Annotated in this window: 18 protein-coding genes; 13 read left to right on the forward strand and 5 right to left on the reverse strand. The window is 51.7% G+C overall.

The window, feature by feature from the left end:
* Positions 1–4 precede the first annotated feature (4 nt).
* From trpS to PREMU_RS03645, 5 genes are all read left to right on the forward strand, one after another.
* Positions 5–1,096: a tryptophan--tRNA ligase gene (gene trpS, locus PREMU_RS03625; protein ID WP_007573206.1), complete on the forward strand. Its 1,092-nt coding sequence runs from the start codon at positions 5–7 to the stop codon at positions 1,094–1,096.
* 87 nt (positions 1,097–1,183) lie between these two features.
* A complete protein-coding gene (locus tag PREMU_RS03630) occupies positions 1,184–2,416 on the forward strand; it encodes a peptidase U32 family protein (RefSeq protein WP_007573208.1) in 1,233 nt (410 codons plus the stop codon).
* Positions 2,413–2,847 carry a SufE family protein gene (locus PREMU_RS03635; protein WP_007573209.1) on the forward strand — a complete coding sequence of 145 codons (435 nt, stop codon included), beginning with the start codon at positions 2,413–2,415 and terminating at the stop codon, positions 2,845–2,847. The genes PREMU_RS03630 and PREMU_RS03635 overlap by 4 nt, the downstream gene beginning before the upstream one ends.
* Positions 2,834–3,361: an RNA methyltransferase gene (locus PREMU_RS03640; protein WP_007573211.1), complete on the forward strand. Its 528-nt coding sequence runs from the start codon at positions 2,834–2,836 to the stop codon at positions 3,359–3,361. The genes PREMU_RS03635 and PREMU_RS03640 overlap by 14 nt, the downstream gene beginning before the upstream one ends.
* Positions 3,358–4,230: a PfkB family carbohydrate kinase gene (locus PREMU_RS03645; protein WP_007573213.1), complete on the forward strand. Its 873-nt coding sequence runs from the start codon at positions 3,358–3,360 to the stop codon at positions 4,228–4,230. Before PREMU_RS03640 ends, PREMU_RS03645 begins: the two co-directional genes overlap by 4 nt.
* A 31-nt stretch (positions 4,231–4,261) precedes the next feature.
* Here PREMU_RS03645 and PREMU_RS03650 read toward each other — a convergent pair whose 3' ends face one another.
* Both PREMU_RS03650 and PREMU_RS03655 read right to left on the reverse strand, forming a co-directional pair.
* A complete protein-coding gene (locus PREMU_RS03650) occupies positions 4,262–7,693 on the reverse strand; it encodes an AAA domain-containing protein (protein WP_007573215.1) in 3,432 nt (1,143 codons plus the stop codon).
* On the reverse strand, positions 7,690–8,202 hold the full coding sequence (locus PREMU_RS03655; RefSeq protein ID WP_007573217.1) for a methylated-DNA--[protein]-cysteine S-methyltransferase: 513 nt from the start codon (positions 8,200–8,202) through the stop codon (positions 7,690–7,692). Before PREMU_RS03655 ends, PREMU_RS03650 begins: the two co-directional genes overlap by 4 nt.
* Positions 8,203–8,315: 113 nt before the next feature.
* On the opposite strand from PREMU_RS03655, the gene PREMU_RS03660 reads away from it, so the two are divergent.
* The 8 genes from PREMU_RS03660 (at position 8,316) to tsf (ending at position 16,197) form a co-directional block, all read left to right on the forward strand.
* Positions 8,316–9,233: a hypothetical protein gene (locus PREMU_RS03660; RefSeq protein WP_007573219.1), complete on the forward strand. Its 918-nt coding sequence runs from the start codon at positions 8,316–8,318 to the stop codon at positions 9,231–9,233.
* A gap of 103 nt (positions 9,234–9,336) precedes the next feature.
* Positions 9,337–11,427, forward strand: coding sequence for a hypothetical protein (locus PREMU_RS03665; RefSeq protein WP_156803952.1), 2,091 nt, complete (start codon positions 9,337–9,339; stop codon positions 11,425–11,427).
* Positions 11,428–11,437: 10 nt separating this feature from the next.
* Positions 11,438–11,905, forward strand: coding sequence for a nucleoside deaminase (locus PREMU_RS03670; RefSeq protein ID WP_007573222.1), 468 nt, complete (start codon positions 11,438–11,440; stop codon positions 11,903–11,905).
* A gap of 110 nt (positions 11,906–12,015) precedes the next feature.
* Positions 12,016–12,711, forward strand: a complete 696-nt coding sequence (locus tag PREMU_RS03675; RefSeq protein WP_007573223.1) for a choice-of-anchor J domain-containing protein — start codon at positions 12,016–12,018, stop codon at positions 12,709–12,711.
* A 509-nt stretch (positions 12,712–13,220) separates the two neighbouring features.
* On the forward strand, positions 13,221–13,682 hold the full coding sequence (gene rplM, locus PREMU_RS03680; RefSeq protein ID WP_007573225.1) for a 50S ribosomal protein L13: 462 nt from the start codon (positions 13,221–13,223) through the stop codon (positions 13,680–13,682).
* Between the two features lie 9 nt (positions 13,683–13,691).
* Positions 13,692–14,078 carry a 30S ribosomal protein S9 gene (rpsI, locus tag PREMU_RS03685; protein WP_007573226.1) on the forward strand — a complete coding sequence of 129 codons (387 nt, stop codon included), beginning with the start codon at positions 13,692–13,694 and terminating at the stop codon, positions 14,076–14,078.
* A gap of 186 nt (positions 14,079–14,264) precedes the next feature.
* On the forward strand, positions 14,265–15,107 hold the full coding sequence (rpsB, locus tag PREMU_RS03690) for a 30S ribosomal protein S2 (RefSeq protein WP_007573227.1): 843 nt from the start codon (positions 14,265–14,267) through the stop codon (positions 15,105–15,107).
* Positions 15,108–15,192: 85 nt separating this feature from the next.
* Positions 15,193–16,197, forward strand: a complete 1,005-nt coding sequence (gene tsf, locus PREMU_RS03695; protein ID WP_007573228.1) for a translation elongation factor Ts — start codon at positions 15,193–15,195, stop codon at positions 16,195–16,197.
* 112 nt (positions 16,198–16,309) lie between these two features.
* On the opposite strand, the gene PREMU_RS03700 is transcribed toward tsf, so the two are convergent.
* From PREMU_RS03700 to nadD, 3 genes are all read right to left on the reverse strand, one after another.
* A complete protein-coding gene (locus tag PREMU_RS03700) occupies positions 16,310–16,801 on the reverse strand; it encodes a ribonuclease H family protein (protein ID WP_007573229.1) in 492 nt (163 codons plus the stop codon).
* A 6-nt stretch (positions 16,802–16,807) separates the two neighbouring features.
* The gene (gene argS, locus PREMU_RS03705; RefSeq protein WP_007573230.1) at positions 16,808–18,613 is read right to left on the reverse strand and encodes an arginine--tRNA ligase; all 1,806 of its coding nucleotides are present in this window, start codon (positions 18,611–18,613) and stop codon (positions 16,808–16,810) included.
* Positions 18,614–18,882: 269 nt separating this feature from the next.
* Positions 18,883–19,476 (reverse strand): nicotinate (nicotinamide) nucleotide adenylyltransferase, encoded by a 594-nt coding sequence (gene nadD, locus PREMU_RS03715; RefSeq protein WP_007573232.1) that lies wholly within the window; start codon positions 19,474–19,476, stop codon positions 18,883–18,885.
* Between the last annotated feature and the right edge of the window lie 5 nt (positions 19,477–19,481).

A 19,481-nucleotide genomic window follows, 5' to 3' on the forward strand; every position in this document is an offset into this window, starting at 1 on the left:
AATTATGGGAAAAGTAATACTCACCGGCGACCGTCCCACTGGCCGCCTCCACCTTGGACACTATGTAGGAAGCCTGCGCCGCCGCGTAGAGCTTCAAAATCAGGGAGATTTTGATCGCATGTTTGTCTTCATGGCCGACGTGCAGGCTCTTACTGATAACGCCTCCAATCCTGACAAGATACGCGAGAACATCGTCAATGTGGCACTCGACTATCTTTCTGCGGGTCTCGACCCAGACAAGTGCACGCTTTACGTGCAGAGTCGTATTCCCGAACTCGCCGAATTGACCACCTATCTGATGAATATCGTTTCCGTGAGCCGTGTGCAGCGCAACCCCACGGTAAAGACAGAGGTGAAGCTTCGTGGCTTCGAGAACGACTCCATCCCGTTGGGATTCTTCTGCTATCCCGTCTCGCAGGCTGCGGATATCGCTGCTTTCAAGGCCACGACAGTGCCTGCCGGAGAGGATCAGGAGCCAATGCTGGAGCTTACACGTGAGCTGGTCAACCGTTTCAACAATATCTATGCGCCCGTGCTTGTGGAGCCGCAAATCATGCTGCCGGAGAACGCAACGGCGCGACGTCTGCCTGGCACCGACGGCAAGGAGAAGATGTCAAAGAGCCTTGGTAACTGTATCTATCTTTCCGATGACGCCGATACGGTGTGGAAACAAGTGAAGGGTATGTACACTGACCCCGCACATCTCAATGTCTCTGACCCTGGGCATGTGGAGGGTAACGCTGTGTTCACCTATCTTGATGCGTTTGCCACCGATCAGGATTTTGCTGATTTCTGGCCGGAGTTTAATAATCTTGATGAACTCAAAGCGGCGTATGAGCACGGCGGAATCGGTGATATGAAGTGCAAGAAATTGCTCAACAATGTCATCAATCGTATGCTTGACCCCATCCGTGCACGCCGTGCAGAGTATGAGAAAGATATTCCTGAGATTTTCAATATTCTTAGAAAGGGCTCTGAGAATGCCCGTGAGGTGGCTGCACAGACCATGGACGAGGTGCGTAGGGCGATGCGCATCGACTATTTTGAGGATGAGGAGCTGATTAAAGAACAGACGGAAAAGTTTAGGAATAAATAAGAAGTCTTGGAGTCAAAGGAAGTGTTGGAGTTCTGAATCCCCAAGAACTCTTGAGCTTCCCAAGACGGATTGTTCTTATAAATAATGATGCAAGACTACGAAATCATGGCGCCGGTAGGTAGCCGCGAGTCGCTCGCAGCTGCTATTCAGGCGGGAGCCGACTCCGTTTACTTTGGTGTCGGACAGCTCAACATGCGGTCACACTCAGCCAATCATTTTGATCTCAACGACCTCGATTATATTGTCGCTTCCTGTCGGGAGTACGGCATCAAGACCTATCTCACCGTCAACACCATTATCTATGATGAGGATGTGGAGGCTATGCACACTATCGTTGACGCTGCTGTAAAGGCAGGTGTGTCAGCTGTCATTGCATCCGATGTGGCGGTGATGGCTTATTGCCGCAAGAAAGGCATGGAGGTGCACCTCTCCACACAGCTTAATATAAGCAATGTGGAGGCGTTGAAGTTTTATGCCCAGTTTGCCGATGTCAGTGTATTGGCACGTGAGCTTAACATGACGCAGGTGAGGCATATCCACGACGAGATCGTGCGGCAACATATCTGCGGTCCGTTGGGCAGTCCTATTCGCATTGAGATGTTCTGCCACGGTGCCCTTTGTATGGCTGTGTCGGGCAAGTGTTATATGAGTCTGCATGCTGCCAACCGCTCCGCTAACCGTGGACGGTGCGTACAGATATGCCGGCGTAGCTATACAGTGACCGACAATGAGACTGGTAATCAGCTTGAGATAGACAACAAGTACATCATGAGTCCGAAGGACTTGAAGACCATCCGTTTTATCGACAAGATGATGCAAGCAGGCGTTCGGGTATTCAAGATAGAGGGTCGCGCTCGCGGCCCTGAATATGTCTATACGGTCGTGACCTGCTACAAGGAGGCTATCCGTAGCGTGCTTGATGGCACATTCACCGAAGAGAAGAAGACTGCGTGGGATAATCGTCTCGCCACCGTCTTCAACCGAGGCTTCTGGGATGGCTATTATCAAGGGCAGACGATGGGCGAATGGAACAATCAGTATGGCTCACTCGCTACGGAGAAAAAGACGCTCGTGGGCAGGGTGAATAAGTATTTCAGTCGCCTCAGTGTTGGGGAGATTGCTGTTCAGGCCAGCACCTTTAAGAAAGGCGACCGCCTGCTCATCACTGGGCCGACGACAGGAGCCATGTATCTCAACGCCACGGAGATTCACGATGACAATGGCACAATTGAGGAGACCGTACAGCACACGCTCGTCTCGGTGCCCGTGCCGAACAAAGTGAGACTCAATGACAAGGTGTTCAGAATAGATAAGATATGAAATCAATTAATGAATTGCAGGATGAGGTCATTGCGGAGTTTAGTGACTTCGATGACTGGATGGACAGATACCAGATGCTCATCGACTTAGGCAACGACCTCGATGCGCTAAGCGACAAATACAAGACAGAGCAGAATCTCATCGATGGCTGCCAAAGTCGAGTGTGGCTACAGTGCGACGATGTGGATGGCAGGCTCGTGTTTACTGCTGATAGTGACGCGTTGATAGTGAAAGGCATCATCGCTTTGCTCATTCAAGTGCTCAGCGGCCACACACCGAAGGAAATACTTGATGCCGACCTTTATTTTATCGATAGGATTGGCTTGCGTGAGCATCTCTCGCCCACCCGCAGCAACGGACTGTTGGCGATGGTGAAGCAGATCAAGGCTTACGCGCTCGCCTATGAGGCAAAAGAGCATGAGAAAGCTTAAGACCGCAGAGATGCACCGGCTGAGTATCGAAGAGTTTAAGGCAGCGAAGAAATTGCCACTCATCGTAGTGCTCGACAATGTGCGTTCGCTCTATAATGTGGGTAGTGTCTTTCGCTCTGCCGATGCTTTCCGTGTGGAAGCGATATGGCTTTGTGGCGTGACGGGATGCCCGCCTAACGCTGAGATCCATAAGACAGCACTCGGAGGTGAGGACAGTGTGGCTTGGCGGTATTTTAAGGATACGGACGAGGCTGTGCGTGAGCTGCATGCTGAAGGCCGCTTCGTGTGGAGTGTGGAGCAGGTAGAAGGTTCAACGAAACTTCAGCAACTCAAGTTGTCGCCAGATGTGTCTGCTGCAGTCATTCTTGGTAATGAGGTGAAAGGCGTGCAGCAAAGTGTTGTCGACATGAGTGACGGCTGTCTGGAGATACCACAGTTTGGCACTAAGCACAGCCTGAACGTGAGCACCACGGCCGGCATTGTGATATGGGAATTTGCAAGACGCTTTTTATGAAATACGATATTTGTAGCATCGGGCACATCACCCGCGACAAGATTGTCACACCGGATAATACTGTTTATATGGCAGGTGGTACCGCTTTCTATATGACTTATGGCATGAGTCATTTGCCGCGGAAGGTAAGTTATCAACTTGTCACCAAGGTTGGCGATGAGAGTCGCGAGGATATTGGGAAAATCAGGTCATTGGGTTTTGATACCCTCTGCTATCCGAGTCGCCACACCGTTTTCTTTGAGAATATCTATGGTGCCAACTCCAATGACCGTCGGCAACGGGTGCGGGCCAAGGCAGACCCCTTCACATTGGAAGACGTGAGGAATCTTAATGCTAAGGTCTTTCATCTTGGTTCGCTTCTTTCGGATGACTTCTCTCCGGAGGTTGTGGAGTATCTTTCCACAAAGGGTACAATATCTATAGATGTGCAGGGCTATCTGCGTGAGGTTGTCGGAGAGAAGGTATATGCCGTTGATTGGAAAGACAAGGAGCGCGTGCTGCATTGCACTGGTATCTTGAAGCTTAACGAAAGCGAGATGGTAGCAATTGCAGGGAGCCGTGACACCCATGAAGTTGGTCAGAAACTTGGTGCGTACGGTGTGAAGGAAGTCGTCATGACGTTAGGAAGCTACGGAACTGTGATCTATGCAGGCGGCTATTTCTATGATATCCCTGCTTTCAAGCCGCGTAAGGTAGTCGATGTCACGGGTTGTGGTGATACCTTTTCCACCGGTTATCTTTGGTGCCGCGCCCAAGACATGGATATTGAATCGTCTGGACGCTTTGCTGCGGCAATGTGCACACTCAAGTTAGAACATTCCGGTCCTTTTAGTGGCAGCATAGAGGATATTCTACAAATTGAATTTTAAGGAAGGAAGTCAGCTCCTTCCTTTTTTTATTTCATGGCCTTATTTCTTTGTCTTGTTGCCTGATAAACTCGAAGAGTTCGCGGAAAATTGGTGAGGCTGAGAGCGTTTGTTCGTTGCCTGTGAGGATGAGTTGCTTTCTTGCTCTCGTAAGGGCGACATTGAGTTTGCGGTCGATGGTGTGGCCGTCTTCGGTAAAGGTGTTGGCTGTGAGAAAGTCCAGCTGATAGGCCTGCTGGATAGTGAACGAATAGACAATGACATCGCGCTGCGATCCCTGATAGCGCTCTACAGTGTCGATGCTGATGTCATCAAGAGCCTTGATACCGGTTTTCTCTATCTCTTTTCTGATCATTGCGATCTGATTGCGGTAAGGTACAATGACCCCTATGGTCTTTTCTGGATGAAATGAAGATCCATAAAAACGGTGGATGCGTCGGAGCATGTCAGCCACGATACATGCTTCCTCAATATTCACTTTGTCGGAAATTTCTGGCTGGCGGCAGTTGGCCGACGGGAAAAAGAGCATGCGATGTGTTTTCAGCAGATCGTCGACAGCATCCTGTGAAGGCAGTGTGTAGCCAATATCTGTGGCCTGTTGGTGAGGCAGGGGCACACAGCTGAGATGCTCACGAAAATAGAACTCGCGGTTGGGAAATGCTGCTATCTCCGGATGCATGCGGCCCTGACGGTGTAGTGTGCCGATGAATTGTGTGCGCCCGGCTAACAGTTCTTGTCGGATAAGCCTCTCAAATAGCGAGCTCTTACAGTCTGTGAGGCCGATACTGTTGAGTAATGGATCCTTGATTGCGCTGTCGTTGTCACTCTGCTGCACCACAGCGGGCAGTTGCTTATAGTCGCCGATAAGAACGAACCGGTCGATGTCGCAAGTAGCGTCGGATGACTGATGTACAGCGGTGGCGGCACTACGATGGCTGGCCAGTAACCCGATGAGGTTGGGCTCCAGAATTTGTGAGGCCTCGTCGACGATGGCCAGCGAGAAATGTTTGAGTGAGAACAGGTAAGCACGCGACTGGATCATGGACGTAGTGCCCACGATTATCTTGGCGTCAATGATGAGCCTCCGCATGCCTGCAAGTGTAGGCCTCTCACCCACTTTGTTCTGCAATAGGTGAGGTACGTAACTCTCGGCGCATGACAGTTCACTGCCGATACGCAGGAAATCGATGCTGTTGTCGACGAGCATTCCACAGATCTCATCCACCGCGCGGTTGGTGTAAGCCATGAGTAACAAGCCATCGTTCGGGGATGGCAAGGCACTCAATGCCTCGCGAACTATAAACTGTAGGGCCATTGAGGTCTTTCCTGTGCCAGGAGGGCCCACGAGCAGGAAGTAGTCGCGCGCCTGTTTGGCCTTGCGGATGATATCGTCGATGCCTTCGTTATAGCTCCTTGACAGTTTCAGGCTGTTGTCGGTGCGGGGAGCACGCTGTCCGAGCAGTAAGTCTTTGCGGTCTTTTGGCGCGGTGATGAGCTGATAAAGGGAACTCAGAGCCGCACTGCCGCCCACGTCGCTGCTGCCATGCTCAATGCACCACACTTTTTCCTTGTTCTGCACAAGATAAGTTGTCGCCAGCGGATTCATCAGCCTGACCACTACACGGTCAGTACGGATCTCCTGTAATCCGCCCTTGAAAAGAATAGCATGACGCGCGTCGGGCTCTGTACCGGGTGTGTAGGCGTAAAGATAAATCATGTCACCACGACGGAAATTTGGCAGGAAATCTTCGCCTTGATCGGGCACGGTAAATGCCAGCGTATCACATACCCCATGTGCGGCCTTGTTCTGTGAGATCGTGTCTGAGTCCAACACCGTTGGGTTCATGAGATTTGTGTAGACGTTGCCGGTTTCCTTTTTCTCCGCTAACGGCATATTCCAGAGGTTGGCCGCACAACTGCCGGTGCCTTCCACCACGCCCACACGCGACATGATGTTCTCGCGGATGACAAACTGCGACATTCGGCAGAAATAGGCACGTTCCAAGGGTGTGAGCGACTGCAGTGGTGTGATCAATGAGAGGAGTTGCGGTCGGAGATAGGTTTCATAGAAGCGGCTGGTGGCATGGGCCGTGTTGAGCGTGCGTTCGGTGAGCATGGGCAAGACGTGTCCTACACCCTTCTCAGCCATCTGAAACTCCAGGGCAATGGCCTCATTGCGGAAACGTAGGGCCTCGTAGACCAGTTTCAATAGCGATGTCACACTGAGAAGGCCGTTGGGCAACGGATATTTGGAATAGAGCAGGCGGATATTAGAATGCTGTACGCCGAAGTTTTCATAGAGAATGCCGAAATAGAGCAGTACCTGTACGTAGTGCTTCTCCACCACCTTGGAGCCATGTCTGTTGACCCCGAAGCCCTCCAGGAAGATGTTGCGGCCCGACTTCTGCTCAATCAGCAGGCGCATATCCGTCGTCATGAGATCCACACGTCCCTGCAGTCCAAGCTTCTCGCAGACAAATGTCGGTTCCAGGACAGCTTTGTCCAAATTGTAATATTGGCGAAGCTCGTTGACGATCGCCACCAGATTGGAAGCCTGACGCGCGGCATCAGCCTTGAACTGCCGGCCGTCGAAATCGGCACAAGAGGCATATTCGAGTGCCTTGTCGCGGAAGTTCTTCACTAGCGTACGCGCAGCGGAGAAATGCGGATCGTTGATGATGTCGTCGAGGCATGCGCCGGCATAGTTGCCAAGAAGAATGGCCTGGGAGTTGGCGCGCTCCCTGATACGGCTGAGAAAATAAAGGAGTGGGTGGTGTCCATAGTCTTCAAAGCAAGAAGCTATGACGGAGATGTCCATCAGGCAGTCGGGTTCGACGATGATGAGCCGCGGTGTGAGGATGTCTCCCTCGGCTTGACAATCGAGGAGATTAAGGTGCATGCCAGGCTGCAGGATGCCGTAGAGGTATTCCATGCGGGCATGCTGTATCGGCTGGGTGTAGCGCACTGTCTTCTCGGTGTCGTTTCCATCCTCGTCGACGATAACGGTGATCGTGTGCTCATCAAATGTCTTGACAATGCAGCGCTTATCGGGCGTATTTCTTCTCAGCCGGTCTGTTACCGGTTTGATGTCGTGGGGCAGAAGCGATGTGAGCACCGCCGGAATATCCGTCCTGTATACGCGGCTGATGAGTCGCGCCACGGCTGCCGCGTCATAGCACAGGGCGCGCAAGGCCTCTGCTTCGGTGCCTTCTATCGACGGGCGATTGCTGTCGCGCCTGGCCTGACGCAGTGCGCCGGCCTCGTCGTCGTGAATGTGGAACAAGTGTATTACACTCTCTAACTGGGCGTTAAGGTCACCGAAGCCGAAGCGGGTGTCTTTCAAGCCTTCCGCGCAGACAATGACCAGGGTTTCGTGCAAGAGACGTAAGCGCAGCGAGATATTGAGCGACTTCCTACTCACTGCGGCAAGGATATTGTCGTAGAGGCCGTTAGCCGTCTCGCTCATGGTTTCTGCACTTGCTGCTTTTCCCACTCGATGAGTCTTTTCTTCAGTTTGCATCCCCAATGATATTCTCCGACAGTGCCGTCTGCATGAACGACGCGGTGGCAGGGAATGAGCATTGCTACTGGATTCTGCCCTATGGCAGTGGCCACGGCACGCACAGCCTTGGGCTTCCCAATGCGCTTAGCTACTTCTTGATAGCTCACGGTGGTACCGATGGGGATGTTGCGGAGTTCGTGCCATACACGCTTTTGGAAGTCGGTGCCCTTCACGTCGAGGGGCACAGGATGGTCGTAGCCTTCGAAGATGGCGCGCTCCACTGTCTCGGCCATCGTGTTGCTTTGTGTGGTGGGCGTGTATTCGCCCCAGCGCTGAGCCAGCTCGTGGATCGTCTCCAGGCGGTTGTGGTCAAGAAACTGCAGGTCGCACACGCCGTCCCAGGTACGTGCCACGATAATAGTGCCGAAAGGACTCTCGGCAAAACCGTATTCTACTTTGTTACTGATAGCCATATCACTTTTTTCGGCAAAGATAAGAATTTTGGGGCGATAAAGAATAATTGTATGTGAAATATTTGTTGCATTCAGAATGAATACTTATTTTTACCAAACTATCTGTGAAGACCATGCACCGTTACATGCTTCTTTCCTTTCTGCTCGTCCTGCTGCTTGCGTCCTGCAGCCGTGAGGAGCGGGTGAGGTCTGTCTATTACTGGCAGACCACATTGCGTTTTGACACCGCCGAGCGTGATTTCCTTGTCCGGCACGGTATCAGGAAGGTGTACTGTCGTTATTTTGATGTGGTTGCCAATGATGCCGGCGATCCTCAGCCCAACGCTACGCTTGCTTTTGAAGATAACTTTCCCAGAGACGTAGAGGTGGTTCCCGTGGTATATATCCTCAATGACTGCATGTGCCGGCCCCAGGATGATCTGGCGGAGAAGATCTTTCGCCGTATCCAGCAGATGAATACTACCAATCACTTTGCAAGAGCCAGGGAAATGCAAGTGGACTGCGACTGGACGATGACGACGCGTGCTGTCTTCTTCAACTTCATGAAGCAGATGCGCGCATTGTGTCACAGTCATGCTATGCAGCTCTCCGCCACTATCCGCCTGCACCAGCTCTCTCAGCCGGTGCCTCCTGCCGATCGTGGTGTGCTGATGATGTACAATACAGGTGATGTGACCAAGCTCTCCGAACGTAAGCCCATTCTCGACATGAAAGACGTGATGCCTTATCTCCGGTATCTCAAGGGCTACGGTCTTCCGGTCTCTACGGCCTATCCGCTCTTTACATGGCGCGTGCTCTTTAGGGGCGGCAAATACGTGGGCATCTTGCACGGCGACGACGACCTGCCTGTGCTGCGGGGAGACAGTATTGCCGTCAGACAGCCGGAGCTACAAGATATCTATGCTGCCCAGGAAGCTGTGGACCGCGTACGCCGTAATGCCAATGATGAAATGATTCTTTATGATTTGAGTGATAAGAATATTCAACGATTCAGTTATGGTGACTTTCAAAAGATTTATAGGTATAGGTAGTCTTCTCACAGCACTCCTTGCCATTTCTCTGTCTGCCGGTGCTTGTGTACCAGAGGCGCCCCGACACAACAATTATCTGTTTTCCGTCTTCAACCGATCTCTTATGAGTGACCGGTTCACGGATGCTACTGATAAGTATTGGCAACAATATCTCGGCAATCCGGACGCACAGTATCGTTGGGATGTCTGCCGTGACGAGGTCATGAAAAAAGCACGGCGACAGAAAGACGCCGAGCTGCTGGGCTATTGCAGGAGTCTCAATGCCTATATTGGCAGCGATGTCAACTTCAATGCATGGGATTATCCCACTCGGCAGAAAATAGCACGCCGCAATGCCGTACTGCACAATCTGTTGCAGACCTCCAAGATCTACCAGGGCAAGCGCTTCCGTGCGCAATACAACCTGCTGCGCATGCGCGCTCTCTTCGGCCTGAAACGATACCAGGAGGCCATGACCTTTTGGACATCCACGGGGCAGCGCATGCAGCCAAGTGTCTATCGCGACATGATGCGCAACCTATATGCCGGATGCCTCTGGCGAACGGGCAGGAGAGACCAGGCCATTGAGATCTATGCCGCGCAGCAAGACTATCAGAGCTTGAAATATTGCGTGCGGGGCTACCGTAGCCTCGCCGGAATACAGAAAGTGTACTCTACCCGTCCTAACTCGGCGACACTGGTCTATCTCGTACAGGACTTTGTCAACAACGTGCAGGAGACAATGGATGTCTATGAACTCAACAGCTTCCCCTACGCCGATTATAATAATACATCCAAAGACCACGACGAATGGATGAAAGAGACAGACGCCAAGAAAGTTACCACGACTGAAGCCAACCGTTTCATCGACTTCGCCCGCGGTGTGGTGGCGCAGGGTAAGACCAGCGTGCCGTGTCTCTGGCAGACAGCAATCGGCTGCCTTGAGCACCAGCTGCGCCGCTACGATAAAGCAAAGGAAGATTTGGCAAAAGCCATGAAGCTTGCCGGCACGCCGCGCATGAAAGACAACGCGCGCGCCATCTACGCCGCCAACTCCGTTTTCTCCGAACAGCACAATGTCACTTATGACAAATGGCTTACGGGCGAAATGCGGTGGCTTGACGCCAAGTCAGCTGAAGACCGTAAGAGCCTCACGCTCTATGAAACTGACCACTACCGCGACGTGGAGGAGCGTATGGTCTACAATGGTCTTGTACCGATGTTCATGGCAGCGGGACGCACCAATGCCGCTCTCGTGCTGCTCAGCCGTATGAACGACACGGCCCCCGACTTCAGTGAGTGCAACGCACGTGCCGTCAACTTCGAGACCGACGACGACACTAAGGGCAATTGGGACTATCAGGGCTTCTATTTCGACGCGCTCAGCAAGACCCCTCTCGACAGTCTGAAGGCTTATTCCGCTTATCTGCGCAAGCAGCCCGCTGACTCGCTGGAGCACTATGCGTGGCAGCAGGCTTACCGAGATGCCAATTATTACAACGACCTCATCGGAACACGACTCTTGGCACAGGCTCGCTTTGCCGAGGCCATACCTTATTTGGAGAAGGTGGGTCTTGACTTCCTCAACACACAAAACATCGCGCCCTATGCTGCGCAACGTGACTACAACAAAGAGCGGTGGATGGGCAAGCAGCGTGTTGCCCTTCCTGAATATCCTATTGACGAAAAGAGTACACGGCTTCCACGCCTTACCGTCAACAGGAAACTTCAGTACTGCCGCGACATGGTCAGTCTGATCCAGCAGTATGATCTTATGCGGCCATCAGAAGAACGCATGCGGAAAGCCTACAAGCTCGCCACGCTTTGGTATCAGGGTAGCTACGAGGGTGACTGCTGGTGGATGAAGCAGTATGGTATCAGCACCATGCAGGACAGTACGGCCGTCGGCACTGAGGACTTCGTTGCCAAAGCCATCAGTCTCCTCGGAGAAAGCGTGCGGAGCAACGACTTTACACTCAGGGAGAAAAGCCTCTATGCCCTCGCCTTCATCCGGCACGGCGATCCCTGGTTCTTCAGTGGATGGGATGATAAAACACAGAAATATTATGATCTCGACGACCTGCGGCTGTTGCCGCATTCAAGACAATACAAGGCTATGGCGTCGCTGGCTGCCTTCTGGAAGGAAAATGCCCCGCGCGTGGACAATTTCGTATCAACATGCGATATATTAAAGAGATTCTGTAAAATACAATAATAAACTATATATGACTCATGAAGAACTGATGCGGCGAGCCTGCCGCCTGAGTGAAGAGAGCGTAAAAAAAGGCGGCGGCCCGTTTGGAGCCGTCATCGCACGCCACGGTGTTGTCGTAGCCGAAGCCAGCAACAGTGTAACCATCGACAACGACCCCACGGCACACGCCGAGGTCAATGCTATCCGCACGGCCTGCCAGCGTCTCCGCACATTCTCCCTCGAGGGCTGTGAGATATTCTGCTCATGTGAGCCGTGCCCTATGTGTCTTGGCGCCATTTACTGGGCACGAATTGACAAGATTTACTATGCCAACAACCGCAAAGATGCCGCTACCATCGGCTTCAGCGATGACTTCATCTATGAGGAGATCCTGCGCGATATGTCCGGCAGAGAGAAGCCCATCATAGAGCTTTTGCCTGAAGAAGGGAGAAAGGCATTTGCGATGTGGCAGGAAAGCAAGGCAAAGACAACATATTAAAAATGATGAAACTTTCAAATTTTTGGGTTTCTAAATTTGCTATGTCAGTCTCTTTTATTATCTTTGCAAGGTAATTAATTAACTTATTCACAATTTAAAACTATAAGCTTATGAACAAGATTTTACGCTTTACTTTCGTTGCATTGTTGACACTCGTATGCACGGGTATCAACGCACAAGACAAGGTGCTCCCCTATGAGGAGAGTTTTCGTGAGGGGCAGGGCGACTTCTCTATTGACAATAAAGTACTGCCGAAGGGACTGAAGTATGTGTGGAAACACTATGTGGACAAAAATAAACAAGAAAACAACTGTATGAAAGCTTCTGCTTATTTGTTCAAGACCAAGACCCGTTTCGCGGCAGAAAGTTGGCTTGTGTCTCCGATAATAGATATATCTGCTGCGAAGGCACCGGTTCTCTCTTTTGAACATACCGGCAATTTTTTCGGGAAGCCTACTGAGGATGCCACACTGATGGTTAAGGCAGAGGGTGGAGATTGGGAAAAAGTGGATATTCCTACTTATTTTGCAAATAACAATTGGGTATATGTCAACGCTACCATTCCCTTGGCTAAGTATGCTGGCAAAAAGATTCGGTTTGCTTTTAAGTACGTGAGTACAGATCAGTATGCTGGTACTTGGGAAATTAAAAATCTTTCTGTTAAGGAGAGTACTTCTACCTTCATCGGTGAGGTGAAGGAAAATAACCTTATGGAAGGCTCCCGCTACAACCTCTCCGGACAACGGGTCGGCAAGGACTACAAGGGTGTCGTCATTGAGAATGGCAGAAAGGTGTTGAAGAAGTAATCACGTTCTTACAACTGACTCCAAAATTGCACACGTGCCAGACCGGTACGTGTGCTTTTTGTCTGAATACTGTAATGGCACTGCCTCTACACCGTAATCGTATCGCCTCTACAGTGTAATGGCACTGCCTCTACACCGTAATCGTATTGCCTTTACAGTGTAATGGCATTGCCTTTACGCCGTAAACGTAATGTCTCGAAATATTTGTCTGTCTTCTGATCTCGTTCACCATTGGTGTTAATTATTTATAATTAAACCAAATAATAATAATTCATTCTTTTCCGCATCAACTGATATGTGTACCTTTGCACTGCTGATTGGGGCAGCTGTCTTAGAGCTGCCACGGCATTGGCGTGTTAATAGGGCTGTGCATGGCCGTACAGTCTGGTTAGAGAATCGCCCGTGCGCTCAGGGTTAAAGCTGTGGATGGTCTCTTTTAGACTGGAGGCACCGCGAGGCCCCTGTTCGTCAACAGTAATTATTAAACATTCATTATTTACAGTTCTAAAATGGACACATTAAGTTACAAGACTGTTTCCGTCAACAAGGAAACGGCAAAGAAGGAGTGGGTCGTCGTGGATGCCACCGACCAGATGGTGGGCCGTTTGTGCTCTAAGGTCGCCAAGCTGCTCCGCGGCAAGTACAAACCCAGCTTCACACCTCACGTGGACTGCGGTGATAATGTCATCATCATCAACGCAGCCAAAGTTAAGTTCTCCGGAAAGAAGGAGACCGACAAGATCTATACCCGTTATACTGGTTATCCAGGCGGTCAGCGTTTCAACACGCCTGCCGACCTGCGTACACGCCCCAACGGCATCGACAAGATGCTGCGCCACGCCATCAAGGGCATGCTCCCAAAGGGTCCCCTCGGGCGCTCACTGATGGACAACGTTTACATCTTCGAGGGCGCTGAGCACGACAAGAAGGCTCAGAAGCCAAAGAACATTGACATTAACCAGTATAAATAATCAATAGAGATGGAAGTTATCAACGCAATCGGCCGCCGCAAGAGCGCCGTAGCCCGCGTTTACCTCACAGAGGGTACCGGTAAGATCACAATCAACAAAGAAGATATAGAGAAGTATTTCCCATCAGCTATTCTCCGCTATGTGGTGAAGCAGCCTCTGCAGCTGCTCGATGTTGCTGAGAAATACGACATCAAGGCCAACCTCGACGGTGGCGGTTACACAGGTCAGAGCCAGGCTCTGCGCCTCGCCATTGCCCGTGCCCTGGTGAAGATTAACGCTGAAGACAAGAAGAATCTCAAGGACAATGGCTTTCTCACACGTGACAGCCGTGCCGTTGAGCGTAAGAAACCTGGACAGCCCAAGGCTCGCCGTCGCTTCCAGTTCAGTAAGCGTTAATATGGCTTCTCTTTTCTCTTCCTCTTTTGGCGGAAGGGAAGAGAAGCGTTGTTTAGCATCCAAACCTGTGAGACCCTTCCTTTGGTCTGTTGCCATTGTGGCGTGACAGAGAAGGTTACTCATGGGCTGGTTCTAAGCATTAGAATTATCAAGGAAAGTAAACAATTTAAAAACAAGAAAACACAAATGTCAAGAACATCATTTGACCAGCTGCTTCAGGCAGGGTGCCACTTCGGCCATCTGAAGCGTAAGTGGAATCCCGCAATGGCTCCCTACATCTTCATGGAGCGCAACGGTATTCATATCATCGACCTCAACAAGACTGTCGCCAAGATTGACGATGCTGCCGAGGCTCTGAAAGCCATCGCAAAGAGTGGCCGCAAGATTCTTTTCGTGGCTACAAAAAAGCAGGCTAAGGACATCGTGGCGGAGAAGGCCGCAAGTGTCAACATGCCTTACGTTATCGAGCGCTGGCCCGGTGGCATGCTCACCAACTTCCCCACCATCCGTAAAGCTGTGAAGAAGATGGCCAATATCGACAAGATGATGAATGACGGCACGTTCTCCAACCTCTCAAAGCGCGAGCTGTTGCAGATCAACCGTCAGCGTGCTAAGCTGGAGAAGAACCTCGGTTCTATCGCCGACCTGAACCGTCTGCCTTCTGCTCTCTTCGTGGTGGATGTCATGAAGGAGCACATCGCCGTCAAGGAGGCCAACCGTTTAGGTATCCCCGTATTCGGTATTGTGGACACAAACTCTGATCCCCGCAATGTGGACTATGTCATCCCCGCCAACGATGATGCCAAGGACTCTATTGAGGTGATTCTCGACGCTTGCTGCGCAGCCATCGCTGAGGGCTTGGAAGAGCACAAGGCTGAGAAGGCTGACGACAAGGCTGCCGCTGAGCAGCAGGACGAGGCCGCTGAGGGCCGTCGCCGTAACCGTCGTGCACGCCGCGAGGATGCACCTGTCGAGGCTGCCGCTGAGGCTCCCAAAGCAGGGGAAGAGGCAGCTCCCGCAGCTGAGTAAGACATACTGAGGTCCAGAAGTCCATTCAGATATCTTTCCGGACCTCAACATTATTATTATCAACAAGAAAGGAAAAAACAACATTATGGCTGTTACAATTGAAGACATCAAGAAGCTGCGCGCCATGACCGGTGCCGGTATGAAGGACTGTAAAAAGGCCCTTGCCGAGGCTGATGGTGATATCAACAAGGCTGTGGAGCTCGTGCGTGAGCGTGGCTTGGCTATTGCTGCCAAGCGCTCTGACCGTACCACATCCAATGGTTGCGTGCTCGTAAAGAACGCGAATGGTTTCGCTGCCATGATCGCCTTGAAGTGCGAGACCGACTTCGTGGCTAATGGTGCCGACTATATTGCCCTCACACAGGAAATCCTTGACTTGGCTATCGCTGCCAAGGCACAGACGCTCGATGACGTGAAGGCTCTCAAGACTAAGGGCGGTATCACTGTTGAGGAAGCAGTTACACGTCGCTCAGGTGTCGTCGGTGAGAAGATGGAGCTCGACGGCTACAATGTGCTCGAAGGCGCCAACATCTCTGTCTATGACCACATGCGCAAGCACACGCTCGCTACGATGGTACAGCTCTCCGACGCTAACGATGAGGCCGGCTACAAGGTTGCCATGCAGGTGGCTGCCATGAAGCCCGTAGCGCTCGACGAAGCCAGCGTTCCTCAGAGTGTGAAGGACGAGGAGCTGCGCATCGCCATCGAGAAAACCAAGGAAGAGCAGGTGGAGCGTCAGGTCAACATAGCTCTGAAGAAAGCCGGTATCAACACTAACCTCGTTGACAGCGACGACCACATCGCCAGCAACGTAGCTAAGGGCTGGCTCACGCAGGAGGATGCCGACAAGGCTCAGCAGATCCGCAAGGAAGTGTCTGAGACTGCTGCCGCTAACCTTAAGGAGCAGATGATCCAGAATATCGCCAAGGGCCGCATGGCTAAGTTCTTCAAGGAGAACTGCTTGGTGGACCAGGAGTTCCAGTTCGGCGATGAGGGCGCAGCCAAAGAGAGTGTCTCTCAGTGGCTCAACAAGCAGCAGAAGGGACTAAAGGTCGTAGCCTTCAAGCGTTTCTCACTGTCTGCCGACTAAGCTACCGATATTCATACAACAACATAAAAGGCCGTTGAGGAGTTCTTCCTTAACGGCCTTTCATTGTTCGTTTTCTGGTTCAGAGCTGACAGCGTTTGCCTGCGGTCACTGGCTATTTTCTTCCAAAGTCAGCAGGGATATCGCCCCATTGGCGGGTCTGCCATTGGATGACGGGAGTGGTCACAGGGTGAGTCCTGAGCCATTTCTCTGCCCGCGCAATCAGTGTAAAGAGCGGTTCGGTACGCTCGCTGTGCTCCAATTTGGTACGGCATTGCTTCTTCTTCACCCATAGAATGGCGTTGTAAGAGTCGGAATAGATGGCCTTGTCGGTGATGCCCTGCTGGTTCATCAAAGCTAAAGCATGTACAATAGCCAGGAACTCCCCGATGTTGTTGGTACCATAGACTGTCGACCCGTCCGGATAATATGGGCCAAAATGGAATACCTGCACGCCTGTGGCCAGGTCTACACCCTGATATTCCATCGGTCCGGGATTGCCAGAGCAACCGGCATCCACTGCCCATGCGCTCCCACTTACCTCATCGGGCAAAGGGAGTACGGTATCGTGGCGGTTGTCAGGCGGATTTACAAGTTCACCTTTCATAAGCTTTTACATCCTTTCCGGCACCTCTATGCCAAGGAGTTCCATGGCATTTTTGATGGTTTTGCCTACGTTGCGCGCGAGCTTCAAACGGAAAGCCTTTTCTGCATCAGTGTCAGCAGAGAGAATGCTGTAGTCGTGGTAGAACTGGTTGAAAAGCTTCGTAAGCTCATAAGTATAGTTGGCGATACCGGCAGGATTGTAGTTCTGACCTGCGTCGGCAACGGCAGCCTTGAAGGCATCCAACTTTTGTATCAGCTCCACCTCTTTGACGTTGGGAGCATAAGAAGTCTCCACGGGCGTCTCACAGCCGCCGCTCTTCCTCAGTATCGACTGGATACGGGCGTAGGTATACTGAATGAAGGGCCCTGTATTGCCATTGAAATCGATCGATTCGGCAGGGTTGAACAGCATGTTCTTGCGTGCATCGACCTTGAGAATGAAGTATTTCAGCGCACCCAGGCCCACGATGCGGGCAATCTCCTGCTTCTCTGCCTCAGAGAATTCCTTCGACTGTCCGTGCTCCTCGCTGGTCTTGCGGGCATCGCTGATCATCTCAGCCACCAGGTCATCAGCATCGACTACTGTACCTTCGCGGCTTTTCATCTTGCCGTTGGGCAGCTCTACCATACCATAGGAGAAGTGGACGAGATCCTTGCCCCACTTGAAGCCGAGGCGGTCGAGCAGCAGTGAGAGCACCTGGAAATGATAGTTCTGCTCATTACCCACCACATAGATCATCTTGTCGATGGGATAGTCGCTGAAGCGCATCTCAGCGGTACCGATGTCCTGTGTCATGTAGACCGTGGTGCCATCAGCACGGATGAGGAGCTTCTGGTCGAGGCCTTCGCCCGTGAGGTCAGCCCAGATGCTACCATCCTCTTTTTGATAGAAGAGACCTCTCTTGAGACCTTCCATCACTTTGTTTTTGCCTACGAGGTACGTATTGCTCTCATAATAGATCTTGTCGAAGCTAACACCGAGCGCCTTATAGGTCTCGTCGAATCCTTTATAGACCCATGCGTTCATCTTTGCCCATAAGTCACGAGTCTCCTTGTCACCGGCTTCCCACTTCACGAGCATGTGGTGAGCTTGCCTGATAAGCGGCGCTTCCTGTTCAGCCTTCTTCTTGGCATCGTCCTCGGACATGCCATCGGCCATGAATTTCTTCTCCAACTCGGCGCACTCCTCTTTATAATGCTTGTCGAACAGCACATAGAAGTCGCCGATGAGGTGGTCGCCCTTCTTACCTGTTGATTCAGGCGTGCAGCCATTACCCCATTTCATCCAGGCGAGCATTGACTTCATGATGTGGATGCCACGGTCGTTGACGATGTTGGTCTTTACGACACGGTTGCCGTTAGCCTCAAGAATTTTGGCCAGACTCCAGCCCAAAAGGTTGTTGCGCACGTGCCCGAGGTGCAACGGTTTGTTGGTATTGGGCGAAGAATACTCCACCATGACGAGTGGCGAGCTCTCCGTAGCGGCTCTCTCGCCATAGTGCGGGTCGCGGTCGATGTCGTCGAGCAGTCCCAGCCATGCCTCAGGAGCTATGACAAGGTTCAGGAATCCGCCCACGGCGTTGAAAGCGGAAACGGCCTTGCAATGACTCATAAGCTCCTCTCCAAGCTCCTGTGCCGTGTCTTGTGGCTTCTTGTGCGACATTTTCAGGAAGGGGAAAACCACCAAGGTAAGGTTGCCCTCGAAGCCGGGTCTCGTCTTCTGCAGCTGCACCATCTTTTTGGGCACATCCTGCCCGTAGAGCTCTTTCACGGCAGCAAGCACCGACGAGTTTATCTCTTTTTCAATGTTCATGGATTCAGATACTTTTTTCTATTTTGTTGCAAAGTTAGCAAAATCCGAGGGAAAACCACCTCTATCGCATAGAAATAAAATTGCCTTTCAGGCAATTGTGCAAATAAATACAGTGAATATCCAGTTTGTTTTTCCTCTTGATAAGATCATCATGAGATCGTTCGGCACGTGTAGGAGCTTTGTTCGGCACGTGCAGGAGCATCGTTCGGCACGTGCAGGAGCATCGTTCGGCACGTGCAGGAGTATCGTTCGGCACGTGCAGGACGTCATTATTTCCGGTAAGATTCTGTGATGAGGCCTTCGACGTGGTCGGGAACCAGCCCAGAGATGGGTAGTCCGTTCTTGATGTTTTCCCGGATGGCGGTGCTGCTGACATCATAAAGCCGCGTCTTGAAAAACCGGACGTTGTGTGGCAAGGCGGCTGGGTCGATGACGCAATTGGGACGCGCGTAAACAGCTATTTCAAAATTGGCAAGGATGTAGTCGGGGTGCGCCCAATGGTCAAAGGCAAGCCAATTGTCAGCCCCGATGACGAGAACAAAGTGGCATGTGGGATAATCGGCTTGCAGATGGCGAAGTGTATTCCAGGTGTAGGAAGGCTTTGGTAAGTGGAATTCGTAGTCGGAAACCTTGAGTTTCTGTTCACCTTCCAGGGCTTCGCGGGCAATGAGCAGGCGCTTCTCGTCATCGAGCAGGTCAGTGGCCGCCTTCTTGAAGGGATTGAGCGGCGAGACTAAAAACCACACTTCGTCAAGGCTTGCAAGGCTCAACAGTTGCCTTGCCAGACCGATATGGCCCACGTGGATGGGGTTAAAACTGCCACCGAAAATGCCGATACGGGGATGCGCAAGGACATTGTCCATGGTCC

This window comes from Hallella multisaccharivorax DSM 17128 (assembly GCF_000218235.1).
In the GTDB taxonomy this organism is placed as follows: domain Bacteria; phylum Bacteroidota; class Bacteroidia; order Bacteroidales; family Bacteroidaceae; genus Prevotella; species Prevotella multisaccharivorax.